Origin of the sequence: Legionella beliardensis (genome assembly GCF_900452395.1) — a bacterium.
Taxonomy (GTDB): Bacteria; Pseudomonadota; Gammaproteobacteria; order Legionellales; family Legionellaceae; genus Legionella_C; species Legionella_C beliardensis.
This window is the reverse complement of the sequence record NZ_UGNV01000004.1, coordinates 1-14,737: the sequence shown is the minus strand read 5'-3', so window position 1 is coordinate 14,737 and position 14,737 is coordinate 1. Positions and strand designations below refer to the sequence as shown.

Below are 14,737 nucleotides of genomic sequence, written 5' to 3'. Positions count from 1 at the left end.
TTCATACTAAATTATCTTTAAAATCTAATTTTAAGCAAGTTACAACCTTATCTAGTCACTTTTATAAGTGATTTTAATGGCTTTATTAATCATTAGCGGTGGAAATGGATGACCTTAGCTGCAACGCTATTATTTTGGTAAACACCCGGTTTTCTCTTACAATCTAAGAATAGAAATAAGCAAACTAAGGATAGATTAAATTTATGGAATGGATAATCTATGGCGCCAATGGTTATTCGGGCGCGTTAATTGCTAGAGAGGCAAGGGCTAGAGGCATGCATCCTATTTTAGCTGGGCGCAATGAAGCCTTGGTTAAAAAGCTAGCCGATGAGCTTGAATTAAGCTACCGTATCTTTGGGTTAAACGATATAGAAGAAATTACGCAGCACCTTTCTAATATAACTCTGCTTTTAAACTGTGCTGGGCCTTTTTCAAAGACTAGCAAATCACTAATCCAAGCATGCTTGAATAATCATACTCATTATCTAGATATTACTGGTGAAATTGATATCTTTGAATACGCACAAACATGTGATAATAAAGCCAAAGAAGCTAATATTTTGTTATGCCCTGGTGTAGGATTTGACGTTATACCAACGGACTGTATTGCTCATATGCTTAAGCAAGTTTTACCTGACGCTATTCAATTGACTTTAGGCTTTGATTCGAAATCGCACCTTTCTCCAGGCACAACTAAAACAGCCATAGAAGGCTTAGCTAAAGGAGGTAGAATTAGGAGAAATGGTCAATTAATAGACGTACCCCTTGCCTATAAGACTCGGTCTATTAATTTTGGCAATGGTGAGAAATTGGCTATGACCATTCCTTGGGGAGACATTAGCACGGCCTATTATTCAACTCGTATTCCAAATATTGAAGTTTATATTCCGGCTAGTAAAAGGCAAATCTTTATAATAAAAAGTATAAACTTTATACGTTGGTTTTTTCGTTTTAATTTTGTACAAAATTGGCTTAAGAAAAAAGCGGCTTATCGCAATGGCCCTGATGCTGAACAAAGAAAACAATCAACTTGGGTATGGGGTGAAGTGAAAAATGCCAGTGGAATATGCAAGTCTGCACGCCTTAAAACAGCGAATGGTTATGCATTGACAGTGACAGGCAGTCTAATGACAGTGGAGTTCATTCTTAACAACAACGTGAAATCTGGGTACACAACACCGTCCCTATTATTAGGTGATGATGCGGTAACTAAATTACCTGGAAGTAGTAAGATTCAACTGGATTAGAGAGTTTTTTCAACAAAGTCTACCCACTAGCATTTGCGGTTGGCTAACGTGCTTATCTACCAGAACATCTAACTTGTGCCATGAAATGTAATTATCACTTTGAATAGATTGGTTAGACTACTAACCAATCTATGGGTTAAAAGATATTTAGCGATATAAATATTAAAGGCGACCATGTTCACCAATGTTTGGGCGTTTGCCAGATAAATAAGCGCTGGCATATTTAAATAGTTGTGTGACTCTACTGTCTTTGCCTTGCCAATATTCTGCTTGATAAGACTCTATTTTTAGTAAGGTTACTGAGGCGTCGTCTTTTCCCTGTGGAAACCAAGCTGCTACAAAAGGATTCCAGAGTTGGTCTATTAATTCTTGATCTCTAAATAAAGAAGCTTTCCCCGAAATAGAAACGTAAGTTTGCGCTTTAGGGCAGCTAAATGCTAAACATACATCTTGATGCTGATTTATTTCTTCAGTTTTTTCCGTAGGATTCTCAGTAAAAAAATAAAAAGTGCCCTCAAATTTTTTTTGCACTAAATGCATAGGACGAGCTTGCATCACACCTTGCTCATAAGTCACTAACATGGCTGTTTCTAATGGCTCAACTAAATCCCATAATTTTTTTGATTCTTCAGATGTCAGCATAAATATTCCTTGACTGCGTTTGATTGAGTGTAAGAGTAAGTATATCTATAAATGTGCAAGGCTGCTAATGCCTCTGATTTTTACCTGTTATTTTTAATAATTATTCACAATTTCTGGGGATAACTCTGTGTAGTACTTGGGAAAACTAGCTAATTGCCTTATTTTTTGGCCATAAACCTCTTCAATTCAATGTTGCTTAATCTGGCTACAAAATAGGCATTCATATATGACGGTATTTGCTATGTGCACAATGAAGATTGTTATAAAAATATAATTCTTATGGCAATATTTCCACCACATGAGCAATTAAGCGATTATTATCCATTCTAATAAGACTATTGGTGCGGCCATATAATTGACTATTTAATTTACAACGCATTAATGAGGAAAATGCCTCATTGCATTTAATAGAAAAGTAACTGCGATCGGTGGAGAAAGTTTTTATATGATTATTCAATAGTAATTTACCAAAAGGAATATTTGTATTCAGAACATCTGCAATTACTTTTTTTGGTAGCTCATTAAAATTCATTCTAATAAAAGCTAATTCTATCACCGCTGCTTCTTTTTTCTTTTGTGCAAGCTCTGGATTATTTCTAGTCTTGTTACTATCCACTAACATGATAATGGCTCGATAATAAGTATTGTCATGTTTATTTTTTTTGGCATAAATTGTCTGAATAATAGGTGTGCGTTGATAATATTTTTCTAACCCTTTCGTCATTAATGGTTGAGTTAGGAGATAATTATAAGGGCTAGGAAGGCTAGATTGAGTAACTCTACTAGTAGCCATCTTGGGGATGTTAGTAAAGCTCATCATTTTTTCAATGCTGTGCGATTGCGGAGCAATATCAGAAGAAGCATGCGGCATTTGAAAAATGATTATCAGCATACAAAATAAGTAAAATCTTCTAATCACTTTCCCCTTCGACTTTTTAGTTGTTTTATTTGCATGTTTTTTGCCACAAATTCTTTATTGCAAAAATTGTCTATTATTTTGCTGGCTTGGATCTTGTAAAGGCTCATTACTGATTATTTGCTTTTCTTCTTGCTGGAAACTATTTAAAGCTAATTTAGTATAGAAAAATAAATCTCTATTGGTAGAAAAATTTATTTGACTGTCGCAAGAATTCGTTTGTTGATATTGTTTCATGCAGGTTTTGAAATTTTCTACTACTTCTGTAAGCTGCATTGTATCGATTTGAGTAAAACAATTAATGATTATCTGTTTTAACAAATCATAAGCATTATCATCAGCTAAAAACTCTATATTTTGGATTAGTTTTTCGGTTAGCCCATCTATGAATATTCTCATCGATGAAAGCAATGTTTCTTTACTTACTGCTTGTTCAGTGATTTTGCTTATAGAGATAATAGCCTCATTTAGAACTTGTGTCTTTGATTTATTGTTACACTCATTAACAAATGCTTCTTGTACAAGTTTGGCAAGCGTCATGTTATTTTTGAAAAATTCTTGCACAAGATTAATTTTAGGTTGGCTAAATCCACGTTTAGAACATTTTATTTTTATGTTTTCTAAGACAAGCAGTTCGCGGTCTTGATCATAGATTGGTCTATTATGAATAAATTTAGATGCTGCAATCCCCTCCATTACTGAAAGTCGTAGTAGTAAGGGCTTAAACTGTGCCGGAAATTCCTGCGCATGTTTAGTAAATTCATTAAATAGCCTCATAATTTTTCCTATTAAGTGTATGGCTTTGATTTTTTGATATCATACGCTGCCATCTAAAAATGACAATAATATAAACAGTAAGGTAATACCTTAGCGATAGAGAACTATACTTAAAAGCATGTACTTTAAGTGAGGATTTTATGGCTAAGCATAAATATACGCTTCCTCCTATTGTGTTATATGAGAGTCATGCTGATCGCGCAACCAGCGATTTTCTTATTGAACAGTTGCCTCGTCTCAAAAAAGCAGGATATACGACTATTTGCATAGATGGAATCGAGCCAGGGGTGTCTTTAACACAAAGTATTGCGATGACACGTAGGGCGCTTAACATACAAATCAATAAAGTAGATCAAATGCATCCTAGTCATCCTAAACATACACGCGAAGTTGAACAATTAAGGAGTATCGCTGCAAAATTTGACTTACTACAAACAATGAAAGAGCAAGGGTTTAAGATAGGAGGGATAGATTTACCTATCTCTGAACAACTTAAAGAGGCTAGTCTAAATTCTATAAGGAGGGAAGAAACACTAACTAATAATACCTTAAAAGAAGTCGATGAAAATGATGGCAGTGTCGTAGTCGTTTTGGGTTTCGGTCATTGTATATTTCAACAAATGATTGCAGCCAATGATAAAAATGCTGAACAATACCTTTGGCTTCATATTTATGACCCGGATAAAGCAACGCTAGCCTATAAAGAGTTGGTTAGGTCGTATGAAAAAAAAGGATATGCGAGCTATTTTCCTTTAGGAGTTAATATTTTTAGAGTTTCTGATCAAGGCTTACATACTAAGTTTTGGGAAAGCTTAAGTACCAATTGCTACAATTATGAATCGTCAAACCTTGATATCTCGACTTCTGAGATTTTAAAATCCCTCATAGGCCCCGAGGTTTCAGCTCATTTTCGTAAAGACGGTCAACATCATATCGATGCAGTGATACCTCTAGAAACAATTGAAAAATCGAGCAACATAACACCTGCAAAATTTTTGCAAGGTTTAAGTAAAACCCTAAGCGGCGTGAACTATGAAATAGTAAAAATTAACGCAAAGGCTCAGGTAATTATTCGTAATATTAATGATTCTGAAATAGCAGAGCAAATTAGTAAATTAGATAAAAAAGGTTGAAATCTTTTCAATTAGTTCCTATAAAAGATTTGTGCTCACCAATTAAACTCCATCAAGTAATGCATCGAGGTCAAGCGATGAGCGTCGGCCAAGATCATTTGCATGTTCTGTGAGAAAAATTTCCGCAACTCGACGCCCTTCATTTCTTAGCATGAATAAAAAATCCCATTCGGCATTGAGCTTGGAGGAATAACCGAGCTCAAGCATGATATCGCTACTTACTCGGTGTATCCTCATACCAGCCCACTTAGCACCCTCGGAATTATTTGGATGTGCTAATTGTCGCAATAAAGCAATCATGCGAAGTTCCTTAAGTAATACGGCGTTAAATGAAACTTCATTCAAGCGGTTGAAGATCTCTCTTGCTGACTGAGGCAAACCTGGGCGTGTTACCGGATTAATTTGTACTAAAATCGTATCTTGCGATTCACATTCTCGTACAAGAGGCGTAATGGTTGGATTTCCCGAATACCCCCCATCCCAGTAATAATCCCCATTGATTTCAACAGCCTTAAAGATAGTGGGCAAACAGGCCGATGCAAGAAGTACGTCAGGCGTAATTTCGTCATTGCGAAACACCTTTCCTCTGCCGGTGCTAACATTCGTTGCTGTAATGAATAATTTGATTGGACTTCTTGATAACAGTTTAAAATCAACCGCTTCTGCTAAAATCTGGTAGAGTGGATTAACTCCAAATGGATCGACATCATAGGGCGAAAATAATCTCGACATGATGTCCATCGTAATGAAAAGTGGTGAGTAATCAAGCGACCATTGTCCAAACATAATATCAAGAGGACTGCGTTGTAAGAGACTAAAGCGTGCGGCCTTAGAGACATTCCGCCAAAATAATTCGAGCGCATTGCGAGCGCCTAAACGACCACCTTTGGTGAAGCCATCGGCAAGAACGACAGCATTTATAGCACCAGCAGATGTACCCGAAATACCCTCAATTCTTAATTTTTTTTCTTCTAATAAGCGATCTAACACACCCCATGTAAAAGCGCCATGCGCCCCACCGCCTTGTAGGGCTAAATCAATACAAAGGTTGTTATCATCTCTTTTTGGCGAACGGGTCATGAAGGCTGGTCTTGCTTAGAGGCGCGCAGCGCAATTGCCATGAAAATATAAGTCCAACCACTGACTATCATATCAATTGCGATAAATACTCCAATTACCCATAAGCCGCTCATTGGCCAATGCGATAAAATCAGAATACCTAGAATTAAGGAAATTAATCCTGCCAATAAGATCCAACCCCAACCTTTCATATCCCGTAATGATATAGACATGACAATACGAGTAACGCCAATAATAATGAGCGTCCAAGCCAGTAAGGCAGTAAAGATTGTAGAGGCTAGCAAAGGATTATATAAGATAATAATGGCTGTAATGAGATAAAATATAGAAATGAGAATTTTCCAAAAGGCACCCTTCAATCTTATATACCTAAGTGCATCAGCAATATGTGATAATCCTGAAATCATTAGTAGTGCTGCAAAAAAATACATACTAACAATGGTTAATGCGATTTCCATACCTAAGCCAATACATCCTAAGAGTAGCAGAAGTATGCCTAAACTAAGGTACCATCCCCAATGATGTTTTAAGGTTTTTGCTTCAGAAAGATGGGTAGCATGATTTAAATTTGCCATATCAATTCCTTTTGATTATTTAATTTAATATAGCTTATTTTGCGCCGGGAGGGCTGGTTTTAAGTCGGTATTTTTTTGGGAATGATTTTGATAGCATATAAAAAATAATGGGGACATTATCCGCGAAACCACTATGAATTATTTGACCGCAGCGCTTGTAACTTTTAGCTGATACGGGTGACATGGAGGCGACAAATTTTGTCGCTTAAAATACAGGGACAACAATGAGAGTTTTATATAAACGTTTGTTGCTGGTTAGCTTCTTCATTATCTTACTGGTTGCAGTAGCCATTGTCTCAATTTACTTTGGTCGCAATTTCACCGGTATTGGTTCGATACCGGCTCGCTCAGCGTTCACCACTCGTTTACCCAGTATTCCTGATGGCGATTCGCAGCATTTTCAATTTTTTTATAGTACTAATCGTATTAATGACGAGCAGGCAATCAAAGATCACAGCAACCAACTCAGCAATACTATCAGCTTTGGTAGGTTTGATGTACGTATCTCACCCTATTTACCCATAAAGCCGCGAGTCTGGTTTGAGACTAAACATATGGAATGGTTATCCCATGAGGAACTTCCAGAGGAGAAATTTTCGTCTAAATTGCAGCAAGCTGTGCTTGCCTCACCGCAAAAATCACTGCTGATTATAGTTTGGGGATTTAGGGATTGGTTTCAATCAGCAGCACTTAAAACAGCTTATACTGCCTATGTTTTAGATATTAATACACCCGTCTTATTATTCGACTGGCCAGGTAATCAGGGAGACGGATTAAGAGGATATAGAACAGCTCAAAGCATAGCAAACCAATCTTCTCCAGCTTTGGGATGCGTTCTCGCTTCCGTCATTCGTCGCACAGGCGCACGTAAGGTGTGGTTAATGGGTAGTAGCCTTGGTTGCCAACTAATTTGCGATTCCTTTGATTGGTTAGCTAACCAATCCGATTTGATTCAGGGTCTGCCTAAGCTTGATCATGTAGTACTGTCAGCACCTGATGTGTCTGCACAAGCCTTTGATGAAAAATTTGCTGCACAAATCAGGGCATTGTCCCGTCATTTGACAGCCTATGTCAGTTCAAATGATCGTGCGTTACTCATGAGTTATTGGTTAAATAACAGCCGACCTCTAGGTCGAAAGGCCCAAGTCTCGATACCTCCTGAAGCTAGGACCAGCGAATATGAATACGAGGAGGCACTCGAATTATTGAATTTGCAAAGCAAAGGTACAAAAGAGATTGCAGTTGTTGATGCAACACCAATTAACCGTACTAGGAATTTACATCACTTTTTTACCGATTCGCCAGAATTTTTTGACGATCTCTTTCGCCGTTTATTACAGCCAGAAAATAATCTTAGCCGGCCTCTTTATCCTGTTCGAACAAGACAGGGTGCTATCTATTGGATTTTATGGAATAATTGATAGTAAAAATTGAGAACGAAAAGACTATTCATCAGTCAGTCAGGCGTTTCTATGCAGAAAATTATTGCAACATGTAGGTTGTGGAAAATAGTTGTTGCTTAAATTTTACTTAATTAAAACAAAGAATTGACGTTGCAAGTAGTCAACTTTATGGTTTGTAAAATGACAAATAAGCTACTGAATGTAATATTTGATTTTGATGGTACTTTGGCAGACAGCTTTTTTGCTTCCGTTCAAAAATTTCTGCCTTTAGCTGAGAAATTTAATCTCAGAAAATTAAATCAGCATGAAATAGAGCAATTAAGAGAGTTACCATCTAAGGAAATTATAAAATATTTAAAAATTCCTTTTTATAAGATTCCTAGTGTCTTACGCCATGCAAGAGAATGCCTGCGTAATGAAATACCTAGCTTATCTACTTTTATGAATATGCCAGAAGTACTGGAAGAACTGCATCAAGATTGCTCCTTAGGAATAGTGACTTCAAATTCTTCAGAAAATGTAGCCCTATGGCTTGAGCATCATAAAATTGCACATCTATTTGATTTTATTTACGCAGAATCCGGCTATTTTGGTAAGAAAAATATTCTAAAAAAGCTCATAAAATCCCATAGAATGGAACCATTACAAACCTTTTATGTTGGTGATGAGACCCGTGACATCGATGCAGCTAGAAAATGTAACATAAATTCTATAGCTGTTTCCTGGGGATTTAATTCCGAAGCTACGCTTATAAGAAGTAGGCCAGATTATATTACTAGAACACCTGAGGATATATTAACAATTATTAAGCCGCACGCTTTGGCATTTGCCAGTTTGAGCTGACTATACAGGTCACACTACAGTAAAATAATCGCGCTAATTCTTATTCAAAATTATTAGCAATAATCTTGGATTATTGCTAATAGCCTGAGTTATATTTTATAGTAAATTTCTGCTTTCTCTAGCTCTGTTGCGTCGGTATTGGCTGGGCATGTGTATTTTTCTCTCACTTCGTTATGAAATTTACTTTTAAATTCTCCTACTGTTTGTTCATAATTTTCGTTGGTAATGTTTCCTTTTTTAAAGAGGGTATAGTATAAGAAAAATTTTTGCAGGCTGGTTTTGTCGATACCTTTTAATCGCTGACTAGTTTCATATGGTGTTAAATTCCTAGACACTGCCTGTTGAGCAAGCATCAATAACTGCTGCTCTTCGCTATCTGTGCTTTCAAACTTTGTGTAAGATATCGCCATTCCTAATTAATAAAATTTGCAAATACTATATTAAAGACAGATAAAATATCTAGTTTAATTTCGGTTTTGCTCTGGATTTAGATCTCTAAATAAGCACTGGTTATTTTTACAAAAAATTGAAACTTGTAGGCTAAAAGTACCATCGCGAAAGCGGTGAGAAACATAGCCTAGTAAATGTGCTTGTTTCGTGTCGGTGGTTTTATATAAAGAATAGCCAATACCAGCTTCATCACAGCCTGGTTTTTTGGCGATAACTAGATGGGTACTCTCGCCGGGCAAGACCATATGCGCTCCACTTTCTATAACACATCCTGTTTCTGGCCACATTCTTGTTTTAACGAGTGTATATTTCTCTGTCCCCTGGTTACTTTCATTAATAAACTTAGAGATATAATTACCCTCTGCATAAGTTACACCTGGTAGATATAAGGAAAAAAAAGCAAGAAAATAGAGAAAAAAAATCCTGGCCCTTATTAACATATAAATTCCTTTTCATTTTGCTTAAATCTATTTTAGTTGAAAATAAAGCGTTATTCTTAGATAGCAAATAAACATTGCTCTTATTTTCAGTTTAACCCAGCGCGAGAACTTATAATAAACTTTTAAAATATATTTATCTTAATTTAGAATTAATAGGTTTTTTTATAATAAATTTAAAATAATGAATTAAATCTTCTAAATCGGCATCTTTTAAACCTACATAACTAGAACCGCTCATACGAGCATTTGGAATTTTTCGGACAGATTCTGGATTGCGGATAAATTGTTTCAACTGCTTTGTAGTAGGATAATAATCAAAAATACTTTTAGGATACATAAGATCAGGGCCTATTGTGGCTTTCCCAATGTATTTAATTGTGTGGCATGATGAGCAATGGCTCACATAAACATGATACCCATTTAAAATTCTTTTTTTAATTTTTTGAGGTATATTCGTTGGTGCAGAAATAACCATAGATTCATTAATACGCTGATGTTCTATGATTTTAGTAACGCTCCATACCCAATATTCATCCGAAATATAAGAACGTTCGGGATGAGTCCAGATAACAGCATATGGACCGGCTGTTGTATTGGTATGGTTAAATAAAATAGGCCATTTTTTATCAGGTTCAATAGCTAGATAAGCAATGGATTCATTCTTTTTACAAGTTAAGACCTTATGAGCAGGTATCAAAACAGAGAAATGGTCTTTTGCGACAAACTCTAAAATATTGGTAGGATTTATTTGATATTGTTGTAAGAAGTCACATAGTTTAAGACTTTGATAAGTCATTTTCTTATTAGGATAAGCTCGATTATAATCCATCTCAATGGCTTCTGATTGCAAACTTTGTAATTGCTTTTTATTTAAAATAGCGCTTTTCTTTTTGCCTATAATTGTTAAGGAGGAGGAAAAGCCTGCTTGCCAAGGATAAATCTGCGCCATAATAAACAAGCCAGTAATACTTAAAAATTTACTCATGAAATCCCTTTACAGCATAAAATATGCTCTACCTAATGTTTTAATTTCTTTTCTGGCTAAAGTCATGAAGAGAAATACATTGCAAAATTTCTTCAATGGGCAAACCCATGACATTGTAATACGAGCCTGTTATTTCCTTAATAAAGGTATTATATACATTTTGAATACCATAGCCCCCAGCTTTATCAAAGGGATCGCCTGAATCAATATAATTTTTTATTTGCTGCTCTGTTAGGGTGTGAAAAGTAATTTTTGTTGTCACACAATCAATCCACCACCATTCTTCTGGTAGAAAAACCAAAGCATAACCGGTATACACTTCATGAGCTTTGCCACTTAGCATACTTAACATTCTATAGGCATCATCGTCGTCTAGCGGTTTTTCTAGAATATGATTTTGATAAGCTACAGTAGTGTCTGCTGCTAGAATTAAATCTGCGGTATCTGCTGCAATTCGCGGCAAAATAGCTTGTGCTTTTTCTTTCGCAAGTCGAGTTACGTATTTTTTAGCTTCCTCATCTTTTTGCTGAATTTCTTCAATACCGGCAGGCATAACTACTGCTGTTAATCTGTGCTCTTGCAATATTTGTAAACGTCTTGGCGAGGCACTGGCTAGAATGATTTTTAATAGGTGATTAGGTTTCATAAAAATAGCTTTAAGATTAATTTTTATTAATAAAATAACTTTGATATAGATTTTCTAAATTAGTGATTTTAACTTTTAATATCTCTCAGATTATGCCCTGCAACTGTTAGAACAATACTCTTTTCAGAAATATTAGGCAATGTTATCTCTTTAGTCCTATACATATTTTTGATTTTTAACAGGTTTTAATTAGTATAGAATGTAATAAAGTATTTTATGATGAAATACTGAGTTGACTTAATATCGTTTAATTATTTTATAAAGGAGAAGGGATAGAATGACTTTGAAAGCGATTATGGCAGCAGCCCTGTGTTTTAGTAATGGATTCACTGTTGCTGGTACAATGGGAGATGTTGCTGCTCCTGCGCCAAGGTTTTATATCGGAGTTGAAGGTGGTGGCTCTATTTCTTTAGATACACATTTTCAGCCTATTTTTAGTGGTGCACCTACTTTAAAAGTCGTGGCACCAAACAACAGTGATTGGTCACGTGACTTCGGAGTTGCAGGTTTTGGTGGCTTATTTGCTGGTTATGCATATAACCCTAACCTAGCATTTCAATTTACCTGGGATTATCGTAGTGGCTATAATTATGACTTACAGGCTGCTTACGGTATAGATGCAGAAGATCCTAATTATTTTATTCAAGATCGTTATGAAGCACAGGGTATTAAAATTCAAACATTCTTGTTTGATATGATTTTAAAGCCTACTGTAAATTGGGGTGGCTTTGTACCTTATGTCAAAGGTGGCGTCGGCGTAGCTTATAATAAGATAAAAAATTTAAGAAATGTAGAAATTACATTTAATAACACGGAACAGAATTTTGATCTCTTTATACCTGGTGAATCAGAAACCAGTTTTGCTTGGGATGCCGGTGTTGGTGCTAACTACTTCTTTACTGACAGTCTGAGTATTGGGCTTGGCTATCGCTTTGTTGATGCAGGTGAGCTGCGCACAAAACGAGTCTCCAGCAATATCATTACGGGTAGTGTTAACACGATCACTCCCTTTAAAGCAAAGCATTTTCTCTTAAATGAAGTCATGGCTTCTATTGCTTATCATTTTGATTATGCTTAAATAATAAACTGAAAGAGAAATTAAGTTACCACTTTTTCTTAATTTCTCTAGCATTTTTCAGCTTTCATTTGTCAGTATGACTCCCCTATCCCTATCTGCAACTAGTTATTAAAAAACTTGATTTTACTGCCAAAGATTTATAATGAAACTCCTTCATATAAATTACTTTTTTATAAGTCCTTATTTATACAATAAATTTAAATGCAATAGCTGTTGCATGAGCAATTTTATTTTGGTATGGTTAAAGCGCTTTAGGTATTATGTTTTATAATCATATGTTTAGTTTTAAAACAAATCTCTAAAGCCATCCCGCTTTTAAATAATAAGAAATTATATTTTTTATTATGTAGATATTTATTCACAAGGAACGTAATAATGAACAGAGTTATCCCACTTGCAATCTATGCAAGCCTTCTCATTTCCGGCAATGCAATGGCCATAGAGAAAGAGCCGCTAGTTGGTGCTTGCGCGCCTGGCACCTCACTTTGTGCGTTACTAAGCCCAGGCGGTTTTTATGCTTCAGGAACGGGGTATTATATTCAACCCTCTGAAACTGGACTTGGTTTGTTTACTGATAGCTGGCAATATTCTACCCCAGGTGGAGTTTATTCACGCAGTAAACCTTTTAATCCCGATTATGAATGGGAATGGGCTGTTAAATTAGGTTATGACTTACCTAATTCAGCCAACAGTATTGAGGTGCGTTATTTTCGTCTAGATAATCATACACACGCTATTAATGACACCTCAGACGGGCCTATATCTTTTGGTAGCGCCTTTTTTCCCGATACTTCACTCGAATTTGAGCCTGGTGACACCTTTGTTAGCGATGCGCACTTGACTTATAAATTAGATCAAGCTGATTTAGTGTTTGGTAGGAGCTATGCCGAAGTATTTAAACGATATACTTTTAGACCTAAAGTGGGCGTTCGTTATTTGGATTTTGAGCATCGATTAACTTTTGCTGCACCTGGCTATGTAATTAGCAAATTTGATGGTGCAGGCCCACTCCTTGGTGTTGATGGCCGCTACGCCCTTACTGAAAATTTTGGCTTAGTGGGTAATTTTGAGTATGCGGCTATTGTAGGTGAAATAGATTCACGCAACTTTTTAACTTTAGGCCAAAGTGTTACGTATCGCTCGCCAAAACAAGACAGGGTTATTAATAACATTGTGGCTAAAGTTGGGTTAGACTTCGCCTATCCCATAGGTAATGGATTGTTGCTTGCTATTGAAGGTGGTTATGAAGTTGGCCAATATTTTAATTCCTCTGACATTATACAGGCTAATTTTTCAACAGGGCCACGAATTGTTAGTATAGAAACAAATCACTTTTCCTACCAAGGGCCATATGCTACTTTAACTATTCATGCTTAATAAAATCTATATTATGGGCTTAGAGTGGATAACATTCTAAGCTCAATTTCTTAGCCTACCTATCTATCCTTAAGCAAGATATTTTGTTAAAAAATCCACAACTTTAATCTTTCCTTTTTTAATATTTTCTTTGACGCACCTTATAAGGGAGTACCGGAATGATTGAGTCTATAATAATCCTGATCCGCTAAATCATGAGAGTTGGCGGGCTTATTAGCTTCTTTACTAGAAATAAATAATCTATTTCTTGAATGAGATAATTCTCTCGTTAATGTAGTAGGAGATTGCGAAGGAATAGCTTCGTTGACGAGCAATTTTTGATGTTGCTGCATGTCTTTAAGTATGGAAAGCACCTGTGAAAAATTTTCTCTCATTTCTTCTGTTTTTTGCCTATCTATTTCTTGTTGTTTTTCAAGTTCGCTTATTCTTTCTAGTAGTTTCTTTTCCCTTTCTTTGGCTGATTCTTGCTGGGAAATCAGCATTTCTTCGATCTTATCTAATTGATACATGGCTAAATGGGCTGAGTAAGTTTCAGAAGATGATCTATTTTCATAGGCCAATAATAAATTGATACAACGTTTTCTATTTTCAATTGCAATTTTTTTATGTACCGCTAATTGACAAAGGCAATCTCTGACACCTTGATTCATGCTAATAGCGACTAAAGCATGTTCATTATTATCAAGAGCAATAAAGCGATTAAACACCTCTAAAGCATCGCTTTTTTTTCGTTTTACTTTGCTAGATTTCCCTTCTTTAAAAGGAGCTAATTCAGAATTGGTGCCCGGGGAAGATGATAAGTCTAAATGATATTGCAATTCAGCAACAAGGGATGTTATTTTCATTTTACTAATTTGATTTTTTTTTGCATTGTAAGGAATTAGGCAGTCTGGGTTTTGTTTATTGGCTGGAAATTGTGCTTTTTTTAATTCGTTGAGGTTCTTATTTGTTTCATCTAATCCTGTACCTAAATCTTTTGCAGCCAATAATATTAGCTGCTGATTACTCATAATGTTGTTAGTATTTTGGTGGATATAATATTGATTAGAATCAGCATAAAATGTACGCTGCCCCTGCTCAAATTTGCCCCTCTTAAGATAGCCATCTAATTTATTACTAAGTTCACTTTCTTTTTTAGTTTGCAT

At 35.8% G+C, this 14,737-nt stretch carries 16 protein-coding genes; 6 read left to right on the top strand and 10 right to left on the bottom strand.

Going from position 1 to position 14,737, the window contains the following annotated elements; translation table 11 throughout:
- Window positions 1-203: 203 nt before the first annotated feature.
- Entirely contained in the window at window positions 204-1,247 is a 1,044-nt protein-coding gene (locus DYE47_RS14960; RefSeq protein WP_115304253.1) for a saccharopine dehydrogenase family protein, read from the top strand.
- 162 nt (window positions 1,248-1,409) lie between these two features.
- On the opposite strand, the gene DYE47_RS14955 is transcribed toward DYE47_RS14960, so the two are convergent.
- From DYE47_RS14955 to DYE47_RS14945, 3 genes are all read right to left on the bottom strand, one after another.
- Window positions 1,410-1,889: a pyridoxamine 5'-phosphate oxidase family protein gene (locus tag DYE47_RS14955; protein WP_115304252.1), complete on the bottom strand. Its 480-nt coding sequence runs from the start codon at window positions 1,887-1,889 to the stop codon at window positions 1,410-1,412.
- Window positions 1,890-2,166: 277 nt separating this feature from the next.
- On the bottom strand, window positions 2,167-2,808 hold the full coding sequence (locus DYE47_RS14950; RefSeq protein WP_174224136.1) for a hypothetical protein: 642 nt from the start codon (window positions 2,806-2,808) through the stop codon (window positions 2,167-2,169).
- Window positions 2,809-2,862: 54 nt separating this feature from the next.
- Window positions 2,863-3,582, bottom strand: a complete 720-nt coding sequence (locus tag DYE47_RS14945) for a chorismate mutase (protein WP_115304250.1) — start codon at window positions 3,580-3,582, stop codon at window positions 2,863-2,865.
- Window positions 3,583-3,722: 140 nt separating this feature from the next.
- On the opposite strand from DYE47_RS14945, the gene DYE47_RS14940 reads away from it, so the two are divergent.
- Window positions 3,723-4,715 carry a TraB/GumN family protein gene (locus DYE47_RS14940; protein ID WP_115304249.1) on the top strand — a complete coding sequence of 331 codons (993 nt, stop codon included), beginning with the start codon at window positions 3,723-3,725 and terminating at the stop codon, window positions 4,713-4,715.
- Window positions 4,716-4,757: 42 nt separating this feature from the next.
- Here the strand turns inward: DYE47_RS14940 and DYE47_RS14935 are convergent, their stop codons facing one another.
- Window positions 4,758-5,795, bottom strand: coding sequence for a patatin-like phospholipase family protein (locus DYE47_RS14935; protein ID WP_115304248.1), 1,038 nt, complete (start codon window positions 5,793-5,795; stop codon window positions 4,758-4,760).
- Window positions 5,792-6,370 (bottom strand): HdeD family acid-resistance protein, encoded by a 579-nt coding sequence (locus DYE47_RS14930; protein WP_115304247.1) that lies wholly within the window; start codon window positions 6,368-6,370, stop codon window positions 5,792-5,794. Before DYE47_RS14930 ends, DYE47_RS14935 begins: the two co-directional genes overlap by 4 nt.
- Before the next feature lie 224 nt (window positions 6,371-6,594).
- On the opposite strand from DYE47_RS14930, the gene DYE47_RS14925 reads away from it, so the two are divergent.
- Window positions 6,595-7,791 (top strand): alpha/beta hydrolase, encoded by a 1,197-nt coding sequence (locus DYE47_RS14925; protein WP_115304246.1) that lies wholly within the window; start codon window positions 6,595-6,597, stop codon window positions 7,789-7,791.
- A 162-nt stretch (window positions 7,792-7,953) separates the two neighbouring features.
- Entirely contained in the window at window positions 7,954-8,616 is a 663-nt protein-coding gene (locus tag DYE47_RS14920) for an HAD-IA family hydrolase (RefSeq protein WP_160149919.1), read from the top strand.
- An 89-nt stretch (window positions 8,617-8,705) separates the two neighbouring features.
- Here DYE47_RS14920 and DYE47_RS14915 read toward each other — a convergent pair whose 3' ends face one another.
- The 4 genes from DYE47_RS14915 to DYE47_RS14900 form a co-directional block, all read right to left on the bottom strand.
- Window positions 8,706-9,026 carry a hypothetical protein gene (locus DYE47_RS14915; protein ID WP_131750114.1) on the bottom strand — a complete coding sequence of 107 codons (321 nt, stop codon included), beginning with the start codon at window positions 9,024-9,026 and terminating at the stop codon, window positions 8,706-8,708.
- A gap of 54 nt (window positions 9,027-9,080) precedes the next feature.
- Complete coding sequence (locus tag DYE47_RS14910; protein WP_115304243.1) at window positions 9,081-9,506, bottom strand: hypothetical protein; 426 nt, start codon at window positions 9,504-9,506, stop codon at window positions 9,081-9,083.
- Between the two features lie 133 nt (window positions 9,507-9,639).
- Window positions 9,640-10,491 (bottom strand): c-type cytochrome, encoded by an 852-nt coding sequence (locus tag DYE47_RS14905; RefSeq protein ID WP_115304242.1) that lies wholly within the window; start codon window positions 10,489-10,491, stop codon window positions 9,640-9,642.
- 40 nt (window positions 10,492-10,531) lie between these two features.
- Window positions 10,532-11,137, bottom strand: a complete 606-nt coding sequence (locus DYE47_RS14900) for a nucleoside triphosphate pyrophosphatase (protein ID WP_115304241.1) — start codon at window positions 11,135-11,137, stop codon at window positions 10,532-10,534.
- 277 nt (window positions 11,138-11,414) lie between these two features.
- Here DYE47_RS14900 and DYE47_RS14895 point away from each other — a divergent pair, with 277 nt between their 5' ends.
- Both DYE47_RS14895 and DYE47_RS14890 read left to right on the top strand, forming a co-directional pair.
- Entirely contained in the window at window positions 11,415-12,215 is an 801-nt protein-coding gene (locus tag DYE47_RS14895; RefSeq protein ID WP_115304240.1) for an outer membrane protein, read from the top strand.
- A 375-nt stretch (window positions 12,216-12,590) separates the two neighbouring features.
- Window positions 12,591-13,592, top strand: coding sequence for an Lpg1974 family pore-forming outer membrane protein (locus DYE47_RS14890; RefSeq protein WP_115304239.1), 1,002 nt, complete (start codon window positions 12,591-12,593; stop codon window positions 13,590-13,592).
- Between the two features lie 140 nt (window positions 13,593-13,732).
- On the opposite strand, the gene DYE47_RS16125 is transcribed toward DYE47_RS14890, so the two are convergent.
- A partial coding sequence (locus tag DYE47_RS16125) for a hypothetical protein (RefSeq protein ID WP_115304238.1) occupies window positions 13,733-14,737 on the bottom strand: 1,005 nt, incomplete at its 5' end.

Coding starts and splice junctions, on each gene's coding strand:
- DYE47_RS14960 (WP_115304253.1), top strand. CDS start 204: ATGGAATGGATAATCTATGGCGCCAATGGTTATTCGGGCGCGTTAATT.
- DYE47_RS14955 (WP_115304252.1), bottom strand. CDS start 1,889: ATGCTGACATCTGAAGAATCAAAAAAATTATGGGATTTAGTTGAGCCA.
- DYE47_RS14945 (WP_115304250.1), bottom strand. CDS start 3,582: ATGAGGCTATTTAATGAATTTACTAAACATGCGCAGGAATTTCCGGCA.
- DYE47_RS14940 (WP_115304249.1), top strand. CDS start 3,723: ATGGCTAAGCATAAATATACGCTTCCTCCTATTGTGTTATATGAGAGT.
- DYE47_RS14935 (WP_115304248.1), bottom strand. CDS start 5,795: ATGACCCGTTCGCCAAAAAGAGATGATAACAACCTTTGTATTGATTTA.
- DYE47_RS14930 (WP_115304247.1), bottom strand. CDS start 6,370: ATGGCAAATTTAAATCATGCTACCCATCTTTCTGAAGCAAAAACCTTA.
- DYE47_RS14925 (WP_115304246.1), top strand. CDS start 6,595: ATGAGAGTTTTATATAAACGTTTGTTGCTGGTTAGCTTCTTCATTATC.
- DYE47_RS14920 (WP_160149919.1), top strand. CDS start 7,954: ATGACAAATAAGCTACTGAATGTAATATTTGATTTTGATGGTACTTTG.
- DYE47_RS14915 (WP_131750114.1), bottom strand. CDS start 9,026: ATGGCGATATCTTACACAAAGTTTGAAAGCACAGATAGCGAAGAGCAG.
- DYE47_RS14910 (WP_115304243.1), bottom strand. CDS start 9,506: ATGTTAATAAGGGCCAGGATTTTTTTTCTCTATTTTCTTGCTTTTTTT.
- DYE47_RS14905 (WP_115304242.1), bottom strand. CDS start 10,491: ATGAGTAAATTTTTAAGTATTACTGGCTTGTTTATTATGGCGCAGATT.
- DYE47_RS14900 (WP_115304241.1), bottom strand. CDS start 11,137: ATGAAACCTAATCACCTATTAAAAATCATTCTAGCCAGTGCCTCGCCA.
- DYE47_RS14895 (WP_115304240.1), top strand. CDS start 11,415: ATGACTTTGAAAGCGATTATGGCAGCAGCCCTGTGTTTTAGTAATGGA.
- DYE47_RS14890 (WP_115304239.1), top strand. CDS start 12,591: ATGAACAGAGTTATCCCACTTGCAATCTATGCAAGCCTTCTCATTTCC.